The sequence below is a fragment of the Sphingomonas sp. Leaf412 genome (assembly GCF_001425405.1).
Classification (GTDB): Bacteria; Pseudomonadota; Alphaproteobacteria; order Sphingomonadales; family Sphingomonadaceae; genus Sphingomonas.
Window position 1 is genome coordinate 249,459 of the sequence record NZ_LMQP01000004.1, and the last position, 18,842, is coordinate 268,300.

19 protein-coding genes are annotated in these 18,842 nt (G+C 70.3%); 11 read left to right on the forward strand and 8 right to left on the reverse strand.

Translation table 11 applies throughout. The annotated features are described in order from the left end of the window. Positions 1-55: 55 nt before the first annotated feature. The 3 genes from crcB (at position 56) to ASG29_RS15450 (ending at position 2,365) form a co-directional block, all read left to right on the forward strand. A complete protein-coding gene (gene crcB, locus ASG29_RS15440; protein ID WP_055986322.1) occupies positions 56-430 on the forward strand; it encodes a fluoride efflux transporter CrcB in 375 nt (124 codons plus the stop codon). After that, positions 427-1,584, forward strand: coding sequence for an RluA family pseudouridine synthase (locus ASG29_RS15445; RefSeq protein ID WP_055986325.1), 1,158 nt, complete (start codon positions 427-429; stop codon positions 1,582-1,584). The genes crcB and ASG29_RS15445 overlap by 4 nt, the downstream gene beginning before the upstream one ends. A 166-nt stretch (positions 1,585-1,750) precedes the next feature. Continuing rightward, entirely contained in the window at positions 1,751-2,365 is a 615-nt protein-coding gene (locus tag ASG29_RS15450; RefSeq protein WP_082516199.1) for an FMN-binding negative transcriptional regulator, read from the forward strand. A gap of 38 nt (positions 2,366-2,403) precedes the next feature. Here ASG29_RS15450 and ASG29_RS15455 read toward each other — a convergent pair whose 3' ends face one another. Next, a complete protein-coding gene (locus ASG29_RS15455) occupies positions 2,404-2,604 on the reverse strand; it encodes a hypothetical protein (protein ID WP_055986606.1) in 201 nt (66 codons plus the stop codon). A gap of 148 nt (positions 2,605-2,752) precedes the next feature. On the opposite strand from ASG29_RS15455, the gene ASG29_RS15460 reads away from it, so the two are divergent. The 3 genes from ASG29_RS15460 to ASG29_RS15470 are packed head-to-tail and all read left to right on the forward strand — an operon-like array spanning position 2,753 to position 4,394. Beyond that, on the forward strand, positions 2,753-3,409 hold the full coding sequence (locus ASG29_RS15460) for an HAD-IA family hydrolase (protein WP_055986328.1): 657 nt from the start codon (positions 2,753-2,755) through the stop codon (positions 3,407-3,409). After that, entirely contained in the window at positions 3,406-3,723 is a 318-nt protein-coding gene (locus ASG29_RS17270) for a hypothetical protein (protein WP_200932545.1), read from the forward strand. The genes ASG29_RS15460 and ASG29_RS17270 overlap by 4 nt, the downstream gene beginning before the upstream one ends. Then, entirely contained in the window at positions 3,720-4,394 is a 675-nt protein-coding gene (locus ASG29_RS15470) for an ATP12 family chaperone protein (protein WP_055986331.1), read from the forward strand. The genes ASG29_RS17270 and ASG29_RS15470 overlap by 4 nt, the downstream gene beginning before the upstream one ends. Positions 4,395-4,480: 86 nt before the next feature. Here ASG29_RS15470 and gmk read toward each other — a convergent pair whose 3' ends face one another. The 4 genes from gmk to ASG29_RS15490 all read right to left on the reverse strand — a co-directional run bounded on the left by gmk (position 4,481) and on the right by ASG29_RS15490 (position 7,984). Further along, a complete protein-coding gene (gene gmk / locus ASG29_RS15475) occupies positions 4,481-5,134 on the reverse strand; it encodes a guanylate kinase (RefSeq protein ID WP_055986334.1) in 654 nt (217 codons plus the stop codon). Positions 5,135-5,306: 172 nt separating this feature from the next. Then, positions 5,307-6,143, reverse strand: coding sequence for an S-formylglutathione hydrolase (gene fghA / locus ASG29_RS15480; protein WP_055986337.1), 837 nt, complete (start codon positions 6,141-6,143; stop codon positions 5,307-5,309). 100 nt (positions 6,144-6,243) lie between these two features. Continuing rightward, positions 6,244-6,633: a VOC family protein gene (locus tag ASG29_RS15485; RefSeq protein ID WP_055986342.1), complete on the reverse strand. Its 390-nt coding sequence runs from the start codon at positions 6,631-6,633 to the stop codon at positions 6,244-6,246. Between the two features lie 37 nt (positions 6,634-6,670). Continuing rightward, the gene (locus ASG29_RS15490) at positions 6,671-7,984 is read right to left on the reverse strand and encodes an MFS transporter (RefSeq protein WP_055986609.1); all 1,314 of its coding nucleotides are present in this window, start codon (positions 7,982-7,984) and stop codon (positions 6,671-6,673) included. 111 nt (positions 7,985-8,095) lie between these two features. Here ASG29_RS15490 and ASG29_RS17115 point away from each other — a divergent pair, with 111 nt between their 5' ends. The 4 genes from ASG29_RS17115 to ASG29_RS15510 are packed head-to-tail and all read left to right on the forward strand — an operon-like array spanning position 8,096 to position 12,984. Then, complete coding sequence (locus ASG29_RS17115; protein WP_162242990.1) at positions 8,096-10,180, forward strand: GDSL-type esterase/lipase family protein; 2,085 nt, start codon at positions 8,096-8,098, stop codon at positions 10,178-10,180. A 5-nt stretch (positions 10,181-10,185) separates the two neighbouring features. Next, the gene (locus ASG29_RS15500) at positions 10,186-11,307 is read left to right on the forward strand and encodes a fumarylacetoacetate hydrolase family protein (protein WP_055986612.1); all 1,122 of its coding nucleotides are present in this window, start codon (positions 10,186-10,188) and stop codon (positions 11,305-11,307) included. After that, positions 11,304-12,104 carry an SDR family NAD(P)-dependent oxidoreductase gene (locus tag ASG29_RS15505; protein WP_055986345.1) on the forward strand — a complete coding sequence of 267 codons (801 nt, stop codon included), beginning with the start codon at positions 11,304-11,306 and terminating at the stop codon, positions 12,102-12,104. Before ASG29_RS15500 ends, ASG29_RS15505 begins: the two co-directional genes overlap by 4 nt. Next, a complete protein-coding gene (locus ASG29_RS15510) occupies positions 12,088-12,984 on the forward strand; it encodes an SMP-30/gluconolactonase/LRE family protein (RefSeq protein WP_055986349.1) in 897 nt (298 codons plus the stop codon). The genes ASG29_RS15505 and ASG29_RS15510 overlap by 17 nt, the downstream gene beginning before the upstream one ends. 143 nt (positions 12,985-13,127) lie before the next feature. Here ASG29_RS15510 and ASG29_RS15515 read toward each other — a convergent pair whose 3' ends face one another. After that, positions 13,128-14,681: a DUF5597 domain-containing protein gene (locus tag ASG29_RS15515; protein WP_055986352.1), complete on the reverse strand. Its 1,554-nt coding sequence runs from the start codon at positions 14,679-14,681 to the stop codon at positions 13,128-13,130. A 63-nt stretch (positions 14,682-14,744) separates the two neighbouring features. Between ASG29_RS15515 and ASG29_RS15520 the strand changes: the two genes are divergently transcribed. Further along, positions 14,745-16,394: a glycoside hydrolase family 43 protein gene (locus ASG29_RS15520; RefSeq protein WP_055986356.1), complete on the forward strand. Its 1,650-nt coding sequence runs from the start codon at positions 14,745-14,747 to the stop codon at positions 16,392-16,394. Positions 16,395-16,993: 599 nt separating this feature from the next. On the opposite strand, the gene ASG29_RS15525 is transcribed toward ASG29_RS15520, so the two are convergent. Together ASG29_RS15525 and ASG29_RS17650 are read right to left on the reverse strand one after the other, a co-directional pair. Further along, positions 16,994-18,439 (reverse strand): sugar porter family MFS transporter, encoded by a 1,446-nt coding sequence (locus ASG29_RS15525; protein ID WP_162242991.1) that lies wholly within the window; start codon positions 18,437-18,439, stop codon positions 16,994-16,996. Positions 18,440-18,457: 18 nt separating this feature from the next. Further along, positions 18,458-18,842, reverse strand: a 385-nt coding sequence (locus ASG29_RS17650; protein WP_235532957.1) for a dihydroxy-acid dehydratase, incomplete at its 5' end; no start/stop codon positions are given.

The following is an 18,842-nucleotide window of genomic DNA, read 5'->3' on the forward strand; positions in this document are numbered from 1 at the left end:
CGGGGAGAGGGCTTAAGGGTGGCGACTTCGCCCCAAACGCCGTAAGCGCGGCGGCATGCAACCGCTTCTTCTCGTCATGCTCGGCGGCGCCGTGGGCGCGGGCGCGCGGCATCTGGTCGGGCGCCTGACGCTCGCCGCGTTCGGGCCGGCGTTCCCGTGGGGGACGCTGACCGTCAATCTAGTCGGCGGGCTGCTGATGGGGCTGCTCGCGGGCGCTTTGTCGCGCACCGACGGCGGCGAGGCGTGGCGCTTGCTGCTGGGCACGGGCGTGCTGGGCGGGTTCACGACCTTCTCCGCCTTCTCGCTCGACGCGGTGACGATGGCGCAGCGGGGCGAGGTCGCGACCGCGGCGGCGTACGTCCTCGCGTCGGTCGCGGGGGCGTTCGTGGCGCTGATCGGCGGACTGTATCTGGCAAGGGCCGCGACATGAACGATACGACCGACACCGCGCGCGACGACGGCGTCCGGCAGTTCACGATCGGCTACGACGACGACGACATCCGCGTCGACCGCTGGTTCAAGCGGCATCTGACCGCGGTCAGCTTCACCACCGTCGCCAAATGGGCGCGCACGGGGCAGCTGCGCCTCGACGGCGCGCGCGTCGGGCCGGGCGACCGGCTGCGCGCCGGGCAGGTCCTGCGCGTGCCGCCCGCGGAACCCGTCCGCGCGACCGAGAAGCCGAAGCGCGAGCGGGCGCCGCTGAGCGCGGACGAGGAAAGCTTCGCGCGCGAACTGGTGATCCACAAGGATGCGCAGGCGCTGGTGCTGAACAAGCCCCCCGGCCTGGCGACGCAGGGGGGGACGAAGACGACGAGCCACGTCGACGGCCTGCTCGACGCGTTGCAATATGAGGGCGAGAGCCGGCCGAAGCTGGTCCACCGGCTGGACAAGGACACGTCGGGCGCCTTGCTGGTCGCGCGCACGTCGCGCGCGGCGGCGTTCTTCGCCAAGACGTTCTCCAGCCGCACCGCGAAGAAGGTGTATTGGGCGCTGGTCGTCGGCGTGCCCAGCATCGAGGACGGCATGGTCGAGCTGCCGATCGGCAAGCAGCCGGGCACCGGCGGCGAGAAGATACACGTGGACGAGGCGGAAGGCAGCCCCGCGCGCACCCGCTATCGCATCATCGAGCGGGCGGGGAACCGCGCCTGCTGGGTCGAGCTGCAACCCTTCACCGGGCGCACGCACCAGTTGCGCGTCCACATGAGCGCGATCGGGCATCCGATCGTCGGCGACGGCAAATACGGCGGGATCGCCGCCTTTCTGACCGGCAACATCAGCCGCAAGATGCACCTGCACGCGCGCCGCATCCGCGTCGACCACCCCGACGGCGGCGAGATCGACGTGACCGCGGAGCTGCCGACGCATTTCGCCGAATCGCTGAAGTCGCTGGGGTTCGAGCCGATGGCGGGCGACATGATGCCGCTGGACACGAAGTTGCCCCCGACGCGCGAGGAGAAGAAGGCGAAGGCGCGCGCCCATGCGAAGGGCGTGCGCAAGGAACGCCGCGGCGAGCGGCGCGGGCGCGGCGATGCGGAACGCGGCAGCGCGGGCCGGGGCGACGGGGGCGCGCGCAAGGGGCGGTGAACGTGATTGATTGGGTCCGATCGGCATGTACGATCATGCCCTCGAACCGAATTTGTGTCCCCGCGAAGGCGGGGACCCCGTCTGGGCTCCCGCCTTCGCGGGAGCACACGGAGGATCGAGACTAAAGCGCCGTGGCTGCGATGGTGACGGACGCCCGGAGGCACCGATGCACCCCGACCCGAGTTTCGCCCTTCCCCCCGACGCCTGCCGCGGGTTCGTGCGCGGGCGCGGGTTCGCGCATCTGTTCGTCCACGGTCCCGCGGGCGCGGCGGTGATCCATACGCCGCTGGTGCCGGACGGCGAGGACCGGCTGACCTTCCACGTCGCGCGGCGCAATCGCGCCTTCGCGCTGCTGGACGGCGCGCGCGCGATCGCCAGCGTGGCGGGGCCGGACGGCTATGTCAGCCCGGACTGGTATGCGGGCGCGGGGCAGGTGCCGACATGGAACTACGTCGCGGTGGAGGCGGAGGGGCGGATCGAAGCGCTGTCGCGCGACGCGCTGGTGGCGCAGGTCGACGCCTTGTCCGCGCTGCACGAGGCGCGGCTGGCGACCAAGCCGGAATGGACGCGCGACAAGATGGAACCGGCACGGTTCGAGGCGATGGTCGAGTCGATCGCGGGCTTCGTGCTGGTGGTCGAGCAGTGGCGCGGGACCGCGAAGCTGTCGCAGAACAAGGGCGCGGCGGATGTCGCGGGCGTCGTCGCGGGCCTGCGCGGCGCGGGCGACGAGGCGCTGGCGGCGTTGGTGGCGGGGGCGCGATCGCCGTCCGGTTCCTCATGATGAGGCCCGAACGGGTGGCGGCGCCCGCCGACGGGCGATCAGATCGCGACGTCGGTGGCCCAGCCCCAGGCGGCATAGACCAGCAGCGCCACGGACACCGCGGCGGTCGCGCCGAGCAGGACGTAGCCGACATATTGCAGGATCGGCGGATTGGGGCGCGCCAGTTTCGCGTTGCGCGATGCGCCCGACAACACGAAGCTCATCAACATCCCATAGGTGAACACGACCGCACCCAGCATGAATCCGCCTTCCCGCCCCGAAAGATGAAACATCCGCGACCGCCCCCCGGCGATCGCCCTGTCGTTAACCATAGCGGCCCTGCCCTACCTATAGGTTAACGCGCCCTTCGCCGCTTGCCTCCCACGGCTCACCGATTAGGGAGGGGGGATGTCCAGCCGCCTTGCCGTGTTCGACTGCGACGGGACGCTCGTCGACAGCCAGGCCAACATCTGTCGCGCGATGGAGCGCGCCTATGCCGCGGGCGGCATCGCCGCGCCGCCGCGCGCGGCGATCCGGGGGATTGTGGGGCTGAGCCTGGTGGAGGCGGTGGCGACGCTGTCCCCGCACGGCGGCGCGGACCTGCACCGCGACCTGGCGGCCGGGTACAAGGCCGCGTTCGTGGCGATGCGCGCGGCGGGGGAGCTGGAGGCGGAGCCGCTGTACGACGGGCTGGTCGCGGCGCTGGACACGTTGCAGGCGGACGGCTGGCTGCTGGGCGTGGCGACGGGGAAGTCGGATCGCGGGCTGGCCTTCCTGCTGGCGCATCACGGCCTGTCCGACCGGTTCGTGACGTTGCAGACCGCGGACCGCCACCCGTCGAAGCCGCACCCCTCGATGCTGGAAACCGCGATGGCGGAGGCGGGGACGGACGCGCGCGCGACCGTCATGGTCGGCGATACCAGCTACGACATGCACATGGCGCGAAATGCCGGCGTGCGCGCGATCGGCGTCACCTGGGGCTATCACGACGAAGCCGTGCTGCGCGCCGCGGGGGCGGATGCGATCGCGCATGCGTGCGGCGATATCCACGGATCGTGCGCATGACCGACCCGGCGTTCCCGCGCTGGCTGGCGATGACGGGCGTGCGCGTCGTCGCGGCGTTCGGCGGGATGCTGGGCGTCGTGCTGCTGGGCAAGGCGCGCGACCTGCCGACGCAGGCGCTGGGGGTGGCGATCGTCATCGCCGCGCTGTGGGTGATGGCGACGGTGCCACGCGCGCTGGCGCGGCGGTGGCGCAGTGAGAATGATATGGCCCCCTCCACCGCGGAAGGAGGATTGGGTGAGGGGCCGCCACGGGCGGAGACCCTCGGTGAGACACTCTCCCCTCTCCGCGATGCGGAGAGGGAGCAGAAGTCATGAAACGCTTCTGGAAAGAGGTCACCGTCGACGGCGACGGCGGCGTGCGGCTGGACGAACGGCCGGTGCGCACGCCGGGGCGGCTGCCGCTGATCCTGCCGACGCGTGCGCTGGCCGATGCCGTGGCGAAGGAATGGCGCGGCGTGGGCGAGACGGTCGATCCGCGCGCGATGCCGCTGACCGGCCTGGCCAATGCGGCGATCGAGCGGGTCGGGGCGGCGACCGCGGCCGATCTGGCGCGCTACGGCGACAGCGACCTGCTCTATTATCGCGCCGACGCGCCCGAACCGCTGGTGGCGCGGCAGGGGGCGGCGTGGGACCCGCTGCTCGACTGGGCGCGCACGCGCTACGACGTGCATTTCGACGTCGTGGCGGGGGTGATGCACCGTGCGCAGCCCGCCGCGACGGTGGCGCGGCTGGCCGACGCGGTCGCGGCGCGCGACAGGTTCGCGCTCGCCGCGCTGTCGCAGGTCGTGACGCTGACGGGCACATTGGTGGGCGCGCTCGCGCTGGCGGAGGGCGCGGTCGACGCCGATGCGCTGTGGCGCGCGGCGCATGTGGACGAGGACTGGCAGGCGGAATTGTGGGGCGCCGACGAGTCGGCGGCGGCGGTGCGCGCGAACCGGCGGCGCGATTACGACGCGGCGGTTCGGTTCATGGAACTGGCGCGGTAGCTACCGCCCCCCGTTCGGCCCGAGCGACGTCGAAGGCGAGGCGCTGCGCATGCGCTTCGACGTCGCTCGGCACGAACGGGGGAAGCTCACACCCGCCGCAGCTTGCGGATGAAGCCGATCAGCCCGGTCTGGCGCGACCGCTTCAGCCGTTCCGCCGCCAGGATGGTGCGGACGTGCGCGAAGCAGGTTTCGACGTCGTCGTTGACCAGGACGTAGTCGTACCCGTCCCAGTGGCTGACCTCCGCATCCGCGCGGTTCATGCGGCGGTCGATGATCTCCTGCGCATCGGTGGCGCGGCCCTCCAGCCGACGGCGCAGTTCCTCCATCGACGGCGGCAGGATGAAGACGCGGACGACGTCGCCGCCCGCGATCTGGTGCAATTGCTGCGCGCCCTGCCAGTCGATGTCGAACAAGACGTCCTTGCCCGCCGCCAGCATCGCGTCGACCGCCGCGCGCGGGGTGCCGTAGCGCTGGTCGAAGACGTGCGCCCATTCCAGGAATTCGTTGGCGTTCGCCATTTCGCGGAAGCGGTCGAGCGTGACGAAATGATAGTCGCGCCCGTCCTCCTCGCCGCGCCGGATCGCGCGCGTGGTGGCGGAGATGGAGAGCGACAGTTCGGGTTCCGCGGCCAGCAGCAGCTTCGCGATCGTCGATTTGCCCGCGCCGGAGGGCGACGACAGCACGAACAGCACGCCGCGGCGGCGGAAGCTGTGCGGATCGGGCGGGATGTCGGCGTCCATGCGGGCCAATGGCCCGGCGCGGCGGTGCGCGTCAAGCCGGGAGGGGTCGCGGCCCCCACGCCCCGTTCGTGCCGGGGAAGCACCGGGCGACGCCGACATGCCGCCGCGACGGTCGGGCGAGCGTCCCCTTCCAGACCGCTCAGCCCTTCTCAGGCGAGCGGAAGGGGCGGGGTCAGGCCCCCAACCGCGCGGCGTGCCAGTCGACATGGTCGGCCATGAAGGTCGAAACGAAGGTGTAGCCATGGTCGTAGCCCGGCTGCATCCGCAGCGTCAGCGGGATGCCCGCGTCCGCGCACGCCGCGGCCAGCAGGTCGGGGCGCAACTGCTCCGTCAGGAAGGGATCGGCGTCGCCCTGGTCGACCAGCAATTCGCGCACCCGCGCGCCGTCCGCGATCAGCGCGACCGCGTCGTGCGCGCGCTTCGCCGCGTCGTCGTCGCCCAGATAGGCATCGAGCGCCTTGCCCCACGGCACCTGTGTCGGCGCGACGATGGGGGCGAAGGCGGAGACGCTGCGGAAGCGATCGGGGTGGTGCAGCGCGATCGTCAATGCGCCATGGCCGCCCATCGAATGGCCGGTGATCCCCTGCCGCGCCATGTCGACGGGGAAATGCGCGGCGACCAGGACGGGCAGTTCCTCCACGACATAGGTCCACATCGCGAAATGCGGTTTCCACGGTTCCTGCGTCGCATCGACGTAGAAGCCCGCGCCCTGCCCCATGTCCCACGATCCGTCGTCGGCGACGCCGTCGCCGCGCGGGCTGGTGTCCGGTGCGATCAGGATCACGCCGTGGCGCGCGCAGGCGGCGCGATACTCGCCCTTGTCGGTGACGTTGGCGTGGGTGCAGGTCAGGCCCGACAGGAACCACAGGACCGGCAATTGCGCGCCTTCGTCGTGGTCGGGGACGAAGACCGAGAAGGTCATGTCGGTGCCCGTGGCGGTGCTGGCGTGGCGGTACACGCCCTGCGTGCCGCCGTGCGATTTGGAGGTGGAGATTGTTTGCACGAGCATACCCCTACACGTCCGTTCGTGCTGAGCGAAGTCGAAGCACATGCGTTGCGCTTGGCCTTCGACTTCGCTCAGGCCGAACGGACGTGGTGGCGAAACCCTCTCAGCTCGCCTTCGGCATCCGGTGCAGCGCGCACAATTTGTTGCCGTCGGGATCGCGCAGGTACGCCAGGTACAGGCTGCCGAACGCGTTGGAGCGGACGCCCGGCGCGTCCTCGATCGCGGTGCCGCCGCCCGCGACGCCCGCCTCGTGCCAGGCGTGCGCCTGTTCCGGGCCGTCGACCGCGAAGCCGATCGTGCCGCCGTTGGCATGGGTCGCCGGTTCGCCGTCGATCGGCGTGGTGACCAGGAACGTGCTGCCGCCGTGGATGTAGATCAGGCGCCCCTTGTCGTCCTGGATCGCGGGCTTCCCGCCCAGCGACGCGAACAGCGAATCGTAGAATTTCTTCGACCGCGCCAGATCGTTCGATCCGACCACCATGTGGCTGAACATCTTGCCTCTCCCTAGTTTCTGTACTCGGGCTGATGCGTCACAGCGCGGGCGCGGGCAAGCCCCGCTCGCGCACCGCCACGGTCGCGACCGCGCCCAGCAGCATCAGCACCCCGCCGAGTGCGATGACATGCCCCGGATCGCCCGCCAGCAGGCGGTGGTAGAACAAGGGCACGGTCAGGCTCTCGATCATCATCGGAATGACGATGAACATGTTGAAGATGCCCATGTACACGCCGTACCGCTCGGGCGGGATCATGCCGGTCAGCATGATGTACGGATTGCCCATCATGCTGGCCCAGCCGATCCCGATGCCCAGCATCGCGACGAACAGCGCCGGCTCCGTCGCCAGGTTCGGGATCGCCAGCATCGCGACGCCCGACGCGGCGAGGCAGACGGCATGGACGTGCTTCGCCCCGAAGCGCTTCGCCAGCGGCATCAGCGCCAGCGCCGCGACGAAGGCGACCGCATTGTAGAAGGCGCCCAGCTGCCCCGTGGTCAGCACCGCGTCGCGGAAGCCCGCGCTGCCCGCGTCGCCGGTACCGTACAATCGCCGCGCGACCGCGAAGGCGATGAACTGCCAATAGGCGAACATCGCATACCATTGGCACAGCATCGCCAGCGCCAGTTGCCGCATCGGGCGCGGCATCTCCACCAGCGCGAGCCGCAGGTCGGACAGCGCGCCGCGAAAGGTCAGCGGGTCGGCGTCCAGCCGCGCCTGCTCCTCGGGCGGCAGCGGCAGTTCGGGGACGCGCATGACCGACCACACGATCGTCGACAGCGACAGCACCGCGCCGACGACGAAGGCGATGCGCGTGATGTCCGGGATTCCGTTCGCGTCGACCGCATCCTTGCTGAACCCCGCCCACACCAGCAGCGACGGCGACAGGTACGACAGGGTCTGCGCCAGCCCGGTGAAGGCGGATTGCGTCAGGAAGCCGACCGCGCGCTGATCCTCGCGCAGGCGGTCGCCGATATAGGCGCGATACGGTTCCATCGTGACGTTATTGGCGGCGTCCAGGATCCACAGCAGGCTGGCCGCGATCCACAGCGTCGGGCTGTACGGCATCGCGAACAGGCACAGGCTGCACAGCATTGCGCCGACGAGGAAATAGGGCGTGCGCCGCCCCAGCCGCGTCGACGTCCGGTCGCTCATCGCGCCGATCAGCGGCTGGACCAGCAGCCCCGTCACCGGCCCCGCCAGCCACAGCAGCGGCAGGCTGGCCTCGTCCGCGCCGAGATAGCCGTAGATCGGCCCCATGTTCGCCTGTTGCAGGCCGAACGAGAATTGCAGGCCGAGGAAGCCGAGATTCATCTCGACGATGCGCGGCAGCGACAGGCGCGGTCTCTCCATCGTGCGATTATTGCGATGGATTTGCGGCGCGCGAAAGGGGGCGTGCGCGTCCCCCTTGCCGAGCGCGCGAAGTTTCGGCATGGTAGCGCTATCTAAATGGGGAGGGGAAGGATGCGCTTCGGTCAGGCGATCGTCATCGCGTCGACATGGGCCATGCTGTGCGCCGCCGCTCCGCGCCCGGCGCGTGCGCCCGCCCCTCCCCCCGCCCGAACCGCGTGGATCGCGACATGGGGCACTGCGCAATTGCCGCTGGAGGAAAAGGACGCCCTGCCCGCGGTGCGCGGCGACGACGGCGTGACGGTGCGCCAGACGGTGCGCGTGTCCGCAGCGGGGAAGGTGCTGCGCGTGCGGCTGTCCAACGCCTTCGGCGACCAGCCGCTCGACGTGTCGCGGGCGCGGGTCTCCACCGCGGGGGGCGCGGCGCGCCTGTCGTTCGCGGGGCGCGCGGCCACCGTCGTCGCGGCGGGGGCGTCGGTCTATTCCGATCCGGTGCCGCTCGCGGTCGCGGCGGGGGGCGACCTGACCATCACCTTCCACCTGCCGCGTGCGCCCGTCCGGGGAACGGGGCATCCGGGCGCGCGCAGCACGTCCACGGTCGCGCCGGGCGACCAGGTGGAGGCCGCCGCGCCGACCGGGGCGATCCGCGTGCCGCGCTGGTTCCACATCGCGGACGTGGAGGTGCAGGCGGCGCCGGGCGCGGGGACGATCGTGGCGATCGGCGATTCGATCACCGACGGCTATGGCGTCGCGCCCGACAGCAACACGCGCTGGACCGACGTGTTCGCAGCCCGGCTGCGCGCGTCGACCGCGCTGGCGGGCTGGGGCGTGGTCAACGCCGGGATCGGGGGCAATCGCGTGACGCTGGACGGCGCCGGGCCGAACCTGCTCGCGCGGTTCGATCGCGACGTGATCGCGCGCAGCGGCGCGAAGGTCGCGATCGTGATGGAGGGGGTCAACGACCTGGGCACGCTGACGCGCGAACGGCCCGCGACCCCGGCGCAACATGCCGCGCTCGTCCGCCGCATCACCGCGGGCTATGTCGAACTCGCCGCCCGCGCGCGCGCGCACGGCATCCGCATCGTCGGCGGCACGATCACGCCGTTCGTCGGCAACGATTATTATCACGCCGATGCGTCGAACGAGGCGGACCGGCAGGCGGTGAACGCGTTCATCCGCACGTCGGGGACGTTCGACGCGGTGGTCGATTTCGACCGCGCGCTGCGCGATCCGGCGCGCCCCGACCGGCTGGCGGCGGCCTATGATTCCGGGGACAGCCTGCACCCGTCCGCGGCGGGCTATGCCGCGATGGCGGCGGCGGTGCCGCTGGACCTGATCGCGCGCCCGCTGCCGGCGGCGGCACCGCCCGCGCCGTCGCTGGCGATGACGTTCGACGACATCCCCGTCCACGGCGACCTGCCCGCGGGCGACACGCGCGCCGGGATCGTCCGGCGGATCGTCGCGGCGCTGAAGGCGGGCGGGGTGCCCGCGCACGGCTTCCTGAACGCGGGCGTCGGCGCGGGCGAGGCGGATGCGGCGGCGGCGACCGCGGCGTGGCGCGCGTCGGGGCTGCCGATCGGCAACCACGGCTACCGGCATCGCCGCCTCGACGACGCGGGCGCGGACGGCTTCCGCGACGAACTGGTCCGCAACGAGGGCGCGGTCGGCGCGGGCGCGAAGTGGTTCCGCTATCCGTACCTGTCCGAAGGCGCGACGCCGGCGCTGCGCGATGCGGCGCGGGGCGTGCTGGCGCAGCGCGGCTATCGCATCGCGGCGGTGACCGCGAGCTTCGCGGATTACGATTACAACGGGCCCTACGCCCGCTGCCTGGCGAAGCGCGACACGGACAGCATCGCCGCGCTGGAACGCCACTGGCTCGCCGCGGTCCGTGCCGATGCGACGACGCAGCGCGCGCGGGCGCACGCGCTGTTCGGGCGCGAGGTGCCACTGGTCCTGCTGATGCATGTCGGCGCGTTCGATGCGCGGATGATGCCGCGCACGATCGCGCTGTACCGCGACATGGGCTTCCGCTTCGTCTCGCTGGAGCAGGCGCAGGCCGATCCCGTCTACGCCGCCGCCAACGATCCGGCGATGCCCGGCCCGTCGCCGTCGTTCGACCGGCTGGCGGCCGAGGCGGGCATCGCCGTACCCGTTCCCGCCGCCTCCCCTTCCCTCGACCTTCGAAAGCTCTGCTCGTGACCGCCATTCCCCGCTTCGACCCCGCCGCCGACCTCGCCGCCGACTGGCGCGAGGGACTGTGGCTCGGCCGCATCGACCGCGGCGAGGGGCCGACGCCCGTGCTGGTCGCGCACGGCGTCGTCCACGACATGGCGCGCGTCGCCCCCACGGTCGCCGAACTGGTCGCGGCGCGCGCGTTCGATCCCACGGCGGGGGAGGCGATCGGCGACGCCGCGACGCTGGACGCGACGTGGCTCGCGCCGATCGACCTGCAATGCGTGAAGGCGGCGGGCGTCACCTTCGCGGTGTCGACGCTGGAACGCGTGATCGAGGAGGCCGCGCGCGGCGACGCGGGCGCGGCGCAGGCGGTGCGCGCGAAGCTGGAGGCGCGGATCGGCGGCGGCCTGCGCTCGGTCGCGCCGGGATCGGACGCGGCGGCGGCGCTGAAGGCCGGGCTGATCGAGGACGGCCTGTGGTCGCAATATCTGGAGGTCGCGATCGGCCCGGATGCGGAGATCTTCACGAAGGCGCCGGTGCTGTCCAGCGTCGGCCATGGCGCGACGATCGGCGTGCGGTCCGATTCGACGTGGAACAACCCGGAGCCGGAAATCGTGCTGGTCGTCGCCCCCGACGGCGCGATCGTCGGCGCGACATTGGGCAACGACGTGAACCTGCGCGATTTCGAGGGCCGCTCCGCGCTGCTGCTGGGCAAGGCGAAGGACAATAATGCGTCGTGCGCGCTGGGTCCGCTGATCCGCCTGTTCGACGACGGCTACACGCTGGACGACGTGCGCGCGGCGGAGGTGACGCTGACGATCGACGGGGCGGACGGCTATCGCCTCGACGGGACCAGTTCGATGCGCGAAATCAGCCGCGATCCCGCCGAACTGACGCGGCAGGCGCTGAGCGAGCATCACTATCCCGACGGCTTCGTCCTGTTCTGCGGCACATTGTTCGCGCCGACGCAGGACCGCGACGATCCCGGGCGCGGCTTTACCCACAAGGCGGGCGATACGGTCGCGATCGCGGAGCCGAAGCTGGGGCGGCTCGTTAATCGCGTCGCCACGTCGAAGGACGCGCCGGCGTGGGAATTCGGGATCGCCGCGCTGATGCGCAACCTGGCGCGGCGTGGATTGATCGGGGCATGACGGGGGACAGGGATTTGCTGCAACGGACGAGCGAACGGGCGCGGGCGCGCTATCCCAGCCTGGCGGGCAAGCGCGTGATCGTGACGGGGGGCGGATCGGGGATCGGCGCCGCTTTGGTCGAGGCGTTCGCGGGCCAGAAGGCGCACGTCGCCTTCGTCGACATTCGGGGCGACGATGGTGAGGCGCTGGCCGAACGGCTGGGCGCGGGCGACGGCCCGGCGCCGCTGTTCCGCACGCTGGACCTGACCGACGTGGACGCGTTGCGGCGCACCTTCGCCGAGATGGAAGCGGCGCTGGGCGGCGTCGACGTGTTAATCAACAACGCCGCCAACGACGATCGCCACGCCGTCGCCGACGTGACGCCCGCCTATTGGGACGAGCGGATGGCGGTGAACCTGCGGCACCAGTTCTTCGCCGCGCAGGCGGTGGCGCCCGCGATGGCGCGCGCGGGCGGCGGCGCGATCCTGAACTTCGGATCGATCAGCTGGCACCTCGCGCTCGCCGACCTGGTCCTGTACCAGACCGCGAAGGCCGCGATCGAGGGGCTGACCCGCGGCCTCGCGCGCGATCTGGGGCGGCAGGGCATCCGCGTGAACACGATCGTGCCGGGCAACGTGCAGACCCCGCGGCAGGAGAAATGGTACACGCCGGAAGGGGAGGCGGAGATCGTCGCCGCGCAATGCCTGGACGGGCGCATCCAGCCCGACGACGTCGCCGCGCTGGTGCTGTTCCTCGCCAGCGACGACGCGCGCATGTGCACCGGCCATGACTATTTCATCGATGCCGGCTGGCGCTGACGTGCGCCGCGTCGCCGCCGTCGGCGCCATGCTGGGCGAGGGCCCGGCGTGGTTCGACGATGCCCTGTGGTTCGTGGATATCAAGGCGCCCGCGGTGCATCGCCTCGATCCCGTCACCGGCGCGACGAAACGCTGGACCGCGCCCGACCAGGTCGGCTGGGTCCTGCCCGCCGCGGACGGCGGCATCGTCGCGGGGGTGAAGGGCGGATTGTACCGCTTCGATCCCGCGACCGGCGCATTCGCCCTGCTGGCGGCGGTGGAGCGGGACCGGCCGGGCAACCGGCTGAACGACGCGACGGTCGATGCCGCGGGCCGGTTGTGGTTCGGGTCGATGGACGATGCGGAAAAGGCGGGCAGCGGCGCGATCTACCGCGCCGATGCGGACGGGATCGCGCGCGTCGTCGACGGGATCGCGATCACCAACGGCCCGGCGGCCAGCGAATACGGCCGGACGCTATATTACAACGATACGCTCGCGGGCACGATCCACGCCGCCACGCTGAAGGACGACGGATCGCCGGCGGACACGCGCGTGCTGGCGCGGATCGATCCGGCCGACGGCTATCCCGACGGGCCGACCGTGGATGCGGAGGGATGCGTGTGGGTCGGGCTGTACGCGGGCCATGCGGTGCGCCGCTACGCGCCGGACGGGCGCCTGCTGGCGACGGTCGGGCTGCCGGTGGCGAACGTCACGAAGCTGGCGTTCGGCGGACCGGGGCTGACCACCGCCTATGTCACGACGGCGCGCAAGGGATTGTCCGCGTCGGAACTGGCGGCGCAACCGGGCGCGGGCGACGTGTTCGCGTTCGATGCGGGGGTCGCGGGCCTGCCGCTGCCGCGGATCTCGCGCGCGACGCTGGCGGGGCTGGCGAAGGGCTGACTTGTCCCACCACCGGCTGTCTTCGTCCCACATCCGTTCGGGCTGAGCGAAGTCGAAGCCTAAGCCCGACCTTCGGCGCATACCCTTCGACTTCGCTCAGGGCGAACGGAGGTGGTAGGTGTGTCGCCTCTCCCTCTCTTGCGTCACCGATACCGGTACAGCTTCACCCGCTGGACCGAGAAATCCTCCGGCGGCAGGCGGACGTGGCGGCCCTGGTGGGTCTGGTCGCCGTTCATCCGCCGCGCGAGCACGAAACGGCCCGCCTCCATCCGCCCCTCATCCGCCGCCTCGATGCCCGCGACACCCTTCCCGTCCGCGGGGGCGAACGTGACGGTGACGCCGCGACCCGCGACCAGATACTCGCCCTCCCCCAGCGCCAGGATGAGGGCGCCATGCTCCGCGGGCTTCTGCGCATCCCGGGGCGTCCACGGATCGGTGAAGCGCGTGGTCAGGCGATAGCCCGCCATGACGGTCGACCGGTCCGCCATGTCCGCGGTCCCGTCGAACGCCACCGGGGGGCGCGCGCCCCACAGACGGTCGGTGCCCTGCCGTTCCAGGATCAGCGGCGACAGGCCGTCGAGCAGCGCGTACAGCGACCCCAGCCGCGCGGCGCCCTCCGCGGGCATCGTGTCGATCGAGAACGGGCTGAACCCGATCGCATCCAGCGCGCCGATCGCGAACAATGCGTTGGCGGGAATGTCCGCCGATCCCGACTGCCCCGCCTCGGGCACGAACAACGGGTTCTTCGGCAATGCGGCGTAGGCCGTCGTCCATTCCACGAAATTGGGGAAGTAGATGTCGGGCGCCAGGAAATCGATCGTCGGCGCGCCCTTCGTCCACTGTTCCGCCAGTTTCGGCAGCGGCCCGGCGGCGGGATAGCCCGATCCCGGCACCGCCTTCGGCCGCGGCAAGGCGGCGTTGACGTACAGCGGCAGGCGGTATTCGGCCCGCCCCGCCTTCGCCACCACATCCGTGTAGCGCGCGAAATGCCACGCCATGAACGCCTCGTCCGCGTCCGCGCCATAGGCCTGCGTCCAGTTGCCCTTCCGCCCCAGCGCCGCGGGAACGGGCGCGGCGAAGGCGGCGTCGGCGGCGGGATGGCGGTCGCGCGCTTCGGGGATCATGCCGATCTCGTTCTCCACCTGCATCATCAGCACGGTGCGCGTCCGGTCGGCCTCGCGCAGGTGACGCATCAGCGCGGCGAAGGCGCGCGCATCGGCCTGCGCACTGGCGGGCGCGAAGGGGGACAGGATCTCCAGCGGCGTCCCGTCCGCCTGGCGCGCGCGCGGAAAGCGGCGCTGGTCGTTCTTGACCCAGGCGGGGGCGTAGCTGGACATGCTGTTCTTCCAGCTGCCGAACCACAGGATCACGACGCGCAGGTTCGATGCGCGCGCATCGGCGAGCAGGCCGTCGACCATCGCGAAGTCGAACCGGCCCTCTTGCGGCTCGATCAATTCCCAGCTGACCGGCATCAGCACGGTGTTGACGCGCATATCGGCCAGCGTCTTCCACCGCGCCGCCATGTACGCCCGGTCGGACGCGCTGGAATTGGCGAGTTCGCCGCCCAGCATCAGGAACGGCTTCCCGTCCACCTCCAGCTGACGCACGCCGTGCGCGTCGATCAACCGCGGCAACGGCGTTTCGGCATGGGCCGCGCCCGCCAGTGCCAGCAACGGCAGCATCCAGTGTCGGCGCATCGCTCTCCCCTTTTCGTTGCCTCACGATACCGCTACCATCGCGGGATAACAACCGGGGAGCGGATGATGACGGGCTATTGGATCGCGCTTGCCGCCGCGGCGGCGCAGGTGCCGGTCGCCACGTTCGACTGGGTCGACTATCGCGGTGCGGACGCGACCGATCGCGTCGCGATAACGGCGGACCAGTATCGCAACCCGATCCTGAAGGGCTTCTATCCCGATCCCGGCATCACGCGCGTCGGCAGGGATTATTACCTCGTCAATTCCACCTTCGCCTGGTTCCCCGGCATCCCGGTATTCCACAGCCGCGACATGGTGACGTGGCGACAGATCGGGAATGCGATCGATCGCGCGGACCAGCTGGATTTCGCGACGCTGGGCCTGTCGCGGGGCGTGTTCGCGCCCACGATCGCGCATCACGCGGGAACGTTCTACATCATCAACACCTGCGTCGATTGCGGCGGCAATTTCATCGTCACCGCGCGCGATCCGAAAGGTCCGTGGAGCAAGCCGGTGTGGCTGCCGACGCTGGCGGGCGGGATCGATCCGTCGCTGTTCTTCGACGACGACGGATCCGCGTGGATCGTGAACAACGGCGCGCCGGAGGGAACGCCGCGCTACGACGGGCATCGCGCGATCTGGGCGCAAAGGTTCGATGCGAAGACGATGACCGCGACCGGACCGCGCACGGTCCTGATCGACGGCGGCATCCGGCCGCAGGACAGGCCGGTGTGGATCGAGGGGCCGCACATCTTCAAGCGCGACGGCTGGTATTACCTGACCTGTGCGGAAGGGGGCACCAGCGTGAACCATTCGCAGGTCGTGCTGCGATCGCGCCGCCCCGACGGGCCGTATGCGATCGACCCCGCCAACCCCGTCCTGACGCAGCGCGACCTGCCCGCGACGCGCGCCAACCCGGTCACGTCCGCGGGCCATGCCGATTTCGTCACCGCGCCGGACGGGACATGGTGGGCGGTGTTCCTGGCGACGCGGCCCTATGCGGGCGATTTCTACAACATCGGGCGCGAGACGTTCCTGCTGCCCGTGACGTGGACCGACGGCTGGCCGCGCATCCTGCCCCCGCGCACGCCGATCCCGCTGGTCGCGACGCGCCCGGTCGCGGCGCGCGATCCCGCCGCGCCGCCCACCAGCGGCGCGTTCGGCTGGCGCGAGGAGTTCGACGCGGCGGCGCTGCCGATGACGTGGATGATGATGCGCCAGCCCGCGGCGCGCTGGTATCGCACCGGGGACGGCATGCTGCGGCTGACGCCGCGTACGCAATGGCTGTCGGACAAGGCGAACCCGTCCTTCCTCGCGCGGCGGCAGCAGCATCTGGACGCGACCGTCACCACGCGCGTCCGCTTCGCGCCGCGCAGCGGGGATCGCGCGGGGCTGGCCGCGGTGCAGAACGACGATTTCTGGTACGCGATCGCGGTGGCGCGCGGGGCGGCGGGGCGCGTGGTGCGGCTGAGCCTCCGCGCCGGGGCCGACGATCCCGCGGCCGGGCGCGTGCTGGCTGAGGCGGCGTTGCCTGCCACCGGGGCGGTCGACCTGCGCATCGCCGCGGAGGGGGCGCGGTATCGCTTCGGCTATGCGGTCGGGGGCAAATGGCGCGCGCTGGGCGAGGCGCAGGATGCGACGCCGCTCAGCACCGCAAAGGCCGGCGGGTTCGTGGGCACGATGATCGGGCCGTTCGCGGAAAGCGCGCGGTAAGTCGTCGCTCCACCTGCTGATGAAGGTAAGCAGACCATTCGATCATGCAGCGCTGCCTGACAATCACTTAAGCCGGACTATCCTAACACGCAGCCCTGCCCGTCCCCATTTGCTTTGCCCAAGGTACTGCGACGCGGTTAGTCGTGGTGCGCGCTGTTCACGGTTGCGCTTACAACACCAGCGATACATATTGGCAGTGGCACTCGGGCCTGTCGCAAGGCGGGGACGAAATTTGCCCAAAAAGGAGGTGGTTTATATCCTGAATGACACTGCAACTTTGATTATCGGCACGGCAATGCTGATGATCGCATTCGCTACTTTGGTTCTGAAAATTATCGAGGTGGCTCGCTCTCGTTAACCGAAAGCGGCGGGAGGGGGTGCGGGTTTCTGCTCGCATCCCCAAACGAATGAGACCCCAACCTCGGCAAAGGTTGGGGTCTATTATCGTTCGGGACGGCATTCATATCCATACCGACACTGCATCGCAGACAATGGTGATTGTTGACCGCTTCGTCAACAAATAACGCAAAGCGATGACCGAAACGATAAGTGAAACGACCGAAACCACAACCAACGCAGGGGTTGATTTTTCGTCCAAATCACCCCGCCATTTCCTCCAGCTCCTTGCCCTTCGTCTCGTGGATGAAACGCTGCACCAGGAAGAAGCTGATCGCCGCGCACACGCCGTAGAAGGTGTAGCTGGCCGCCAGCCCGATCCCCGCCGCCATGACGGGGAAGCTCTGCGCGATCAGGTAGTTGGCGAACCATTGCGCGAAGCCGCACACCGCCAGCGCGGAGCCGCGGATCTGGTTCGGGAACATCTCCCCCAGCATGACCCACATCACCGGGCCCCAGCTGACGTTGAAGAAGATGACGTACAGGTTCGCCGCGACGACCGCGACCATGCCGAGGCGCGGCGACAGGACCAGCGCGCCCGCCGGATCCAGCGTGCCGTGGCTGAACGCATAGACCATCACGAACAGCGCGACGGCCATACCCGCGGAGCCGATCAGCAGCAGCGGCTTGCGCCCGATCCGGTCGATGAACGCCACCGTCACCAGGCACGCCGCGATCGACACCGCGCCCGACACGATGTTGATGAGCAGCGCGTCGCCCTCGGTGAAGCCCGCCAGCTGCCACAGGGTGGAGCCGTAGTAGAAGATGACGTTGATGCCGACGAGCTGCTGGAACACCGCCAGCAGCAGCCCCGCCCACACGATCGCACGGATGCCCAGGAAGCCCTTGCCGCCCGCGGGGGTCAGGACGTCGGACAGGCGCGGCTTGTGATCGACCGAGAAGCTGGACTGGATCTCGACCAGCTTGGCCTTCGCCACGGTCGCGCCGAACAGCTTCGCCAGCACGCCCGCCGCCTCGTCGTGCCGCCCCTTGGCGACCAGGAAGCGCGGGCTTTCGGGGATGAAGAACAGCGCGATCAGGAACACCGCCGCGGGCAATGCCTGCATCAGGTACATCCAGCGCCACGCCTCGATCCCCGTACCCCACAGGATGTTGACCGAGCTGTTCCCCGCGGCCTGTTGCAGGAAGTAATTGACCACGAAGGCGGAGGTCAGGCCGGTGATTATCATGATCTGCTGCACCGTCGTCATCCGCCCGCGGATGTTGGCGGGGGCGACTTCGGAGATATAGGCGGGCGACAGCACCGACGCCGCGCCGACCGCCATGCCGCCGATGATGCGCGCGATGACGAACAGCGTGTGGTCGTGCGTGATGCCCTGCACCAGCGCGCCGCCCAGGAAGAGGAGCGCGGCCAGCCGCATGACGTTGCGGCGCCCCGCCTTGTCCGCCAGCGTGCCGGCGAAGAAGGCGCCGATGAAGCAGCCGATCAGCAACGAACCGACGGTGAAACCCAGCCCCGCCTCGTCCAGCGCGAACGCGGCCTTCAGCCCCGGCTGCGTCCCGTTCACCGCACCGCTGTCATAACCGAACAGCAATCCGCCGATCGTGGCGACCGCGACGATCGCGGCGATGAAGCCCACGTTCGTGCCGCTTTCCGGCGGTGCCGCCCCTGCCCTCATGTCGGTCATGCTACGCTACCCTCCCCTTTAGTGATTATGGCGCGGCGTCCGGCGCGAGATGCCGCGATATTTCGTCGCGAAGTCCAATACCGCGCCGTCGGCCAGCTGTCCCGTCTTCTCGCGGTACAATTCTTCCCACGGCGTATGGCTTTCGGGCACCGGCGGCGGCGGTTCCGTTCCGCGGCGCGCGATCTCGTCCGCGTCGACCAGTGCGTCGCAGGTGCCCGCGTTCAGGTCGATGCGGATCGTGTCGCCGGTGCGCAGCCACGCGAGGCCCCCGCCCGCCGCGCTTTCGGGACTGGCGTTCAGGATCGACGGGCTGTCCGCGGTGCCCGACTGGCGTCCGTCGCCCAGCGTCGGCAACGCCATGATGCCGCGGCGGATCAGGTGGTCGGGCGGCTGCATGTTCACC

Bases quoted from the DNA above. Each gene is read 5' to 3' on its own strand.
- ASG29_RS15515 (WP_055986352.1), bottom strand. From the start codon at position 14,681: ATGCGCCGACACTGGATGCTGCCGTTGCTGGCACTGGCGGGCGCGGCC.
- fghA (WP_055986337.1), bottom strand. From the start codon at position 6,143: ATGCTCGTGCAAACAATCTCCACCTCCAAATCGCACGGCGGCACGCAG.
- ASG29_RS15455 (WP_055986606.1), bottom strand. From the start codon at position 2,604: ATGCTGGGTGCGGTCGTGTTCACCTATGGGATGTTGATGAGCTTCGTG.
- crcB (WP_055986322.1), top strand. From the start codon at position 56: ATGCAACCGCTTCTTCTCGTCATGCTCGGCGGCGCCGTGGGCGCGGGC.
- ASG29_RS15525 (WP_162242991.1), bottom strand. From the start codon at position 18,439: ATGACCGACATGAGGGCAGGGGCGGCACCGCCGGAAAGCGGCACGAAC.
- ASG29_RS15510 (WP_055986349.1), top strand. From the start codon at position 12,088: ATGCCGGCTGGCGCTGACGTGCGCCGCGTCGCCGCCGTCGGCGCCATG.
- ASG29_RS17270 (WP_200932545.1), top strand. From the start codon at position 3,406: ATGACCGACCCGGCGTTCCCGCGCTGGCTGGCGATGACGGGCGTGCGC.
- ASG29_RS15485 (WP_055986342.1), bottom strand. From the start codon at position 6,633: ATGTTCAGCCACATGGTGGTCGGATCGAACGATCTGGCGCGGTCGAAG.
- gmk (WP_055986334.1), bottom strand. From the start codon at position 5,134: ATGGACGCCGACATCCCGCCCGATCCGCACAGCTTCCGCCGCCGCGGC.
- ASG29_RS15520 (WP_055986356.1), top strand. From the start codon at position 14,745: ATGATGACGGGCTATTGGATCGCGCTTGCCGCCGCGGCGGCGCAGGTG.
- ASG29_RS15450 (WP_082516199.1), top strand. From the start codon at position 1,751: ATGCACCCCGACCCGAGTTTCGCCCTTCCCCCCGACGCCTGCCGCGGG.
- ASG29_RS15460 (WP_055986328.1), top strand. From the start codon at position 2,753: ATGTCCAGCCGCCTTGCCGTGTTCGACTGCGACGGGACGCTCGTCGAC.
- ASG29_RS17115 (WP_162242990.1), top strand. From the start codon at position 8,096: ATGCGCTTCGGTCAGGCGATCGTCATCGCGTCGACATGGGCCATGCTG.
- ASG29_RS15490 (WP_055986609.1), bottom strand. From the start codon at position 7,984: ATGGAGAGACCGCGCCTGTCGCTGCCGCGCATCGTCGAGATGAATCTC.
- ASG29_RS15470 (WP_055986331.1), top strand. From the start codon at position 3,720: ATGAAACGCTTCTGGAAAGAGGTCACCGTCGACGGCGACGGCGGCGTG.
- ASG29_RS15445 (WP_055986325.1), top strand. From the start codon at position 427: ATGAACGATACGACCGACACCGCGCGCGACGACGGCGTCCGGCAGTTC.
- ASG29_RS15505 (WP_055986345.1), top strand. From the start codon at position 11,304: ATGACGGGGGACAGGGATTTGCTGCAACGGACGAGCGAACGGGCGCGG.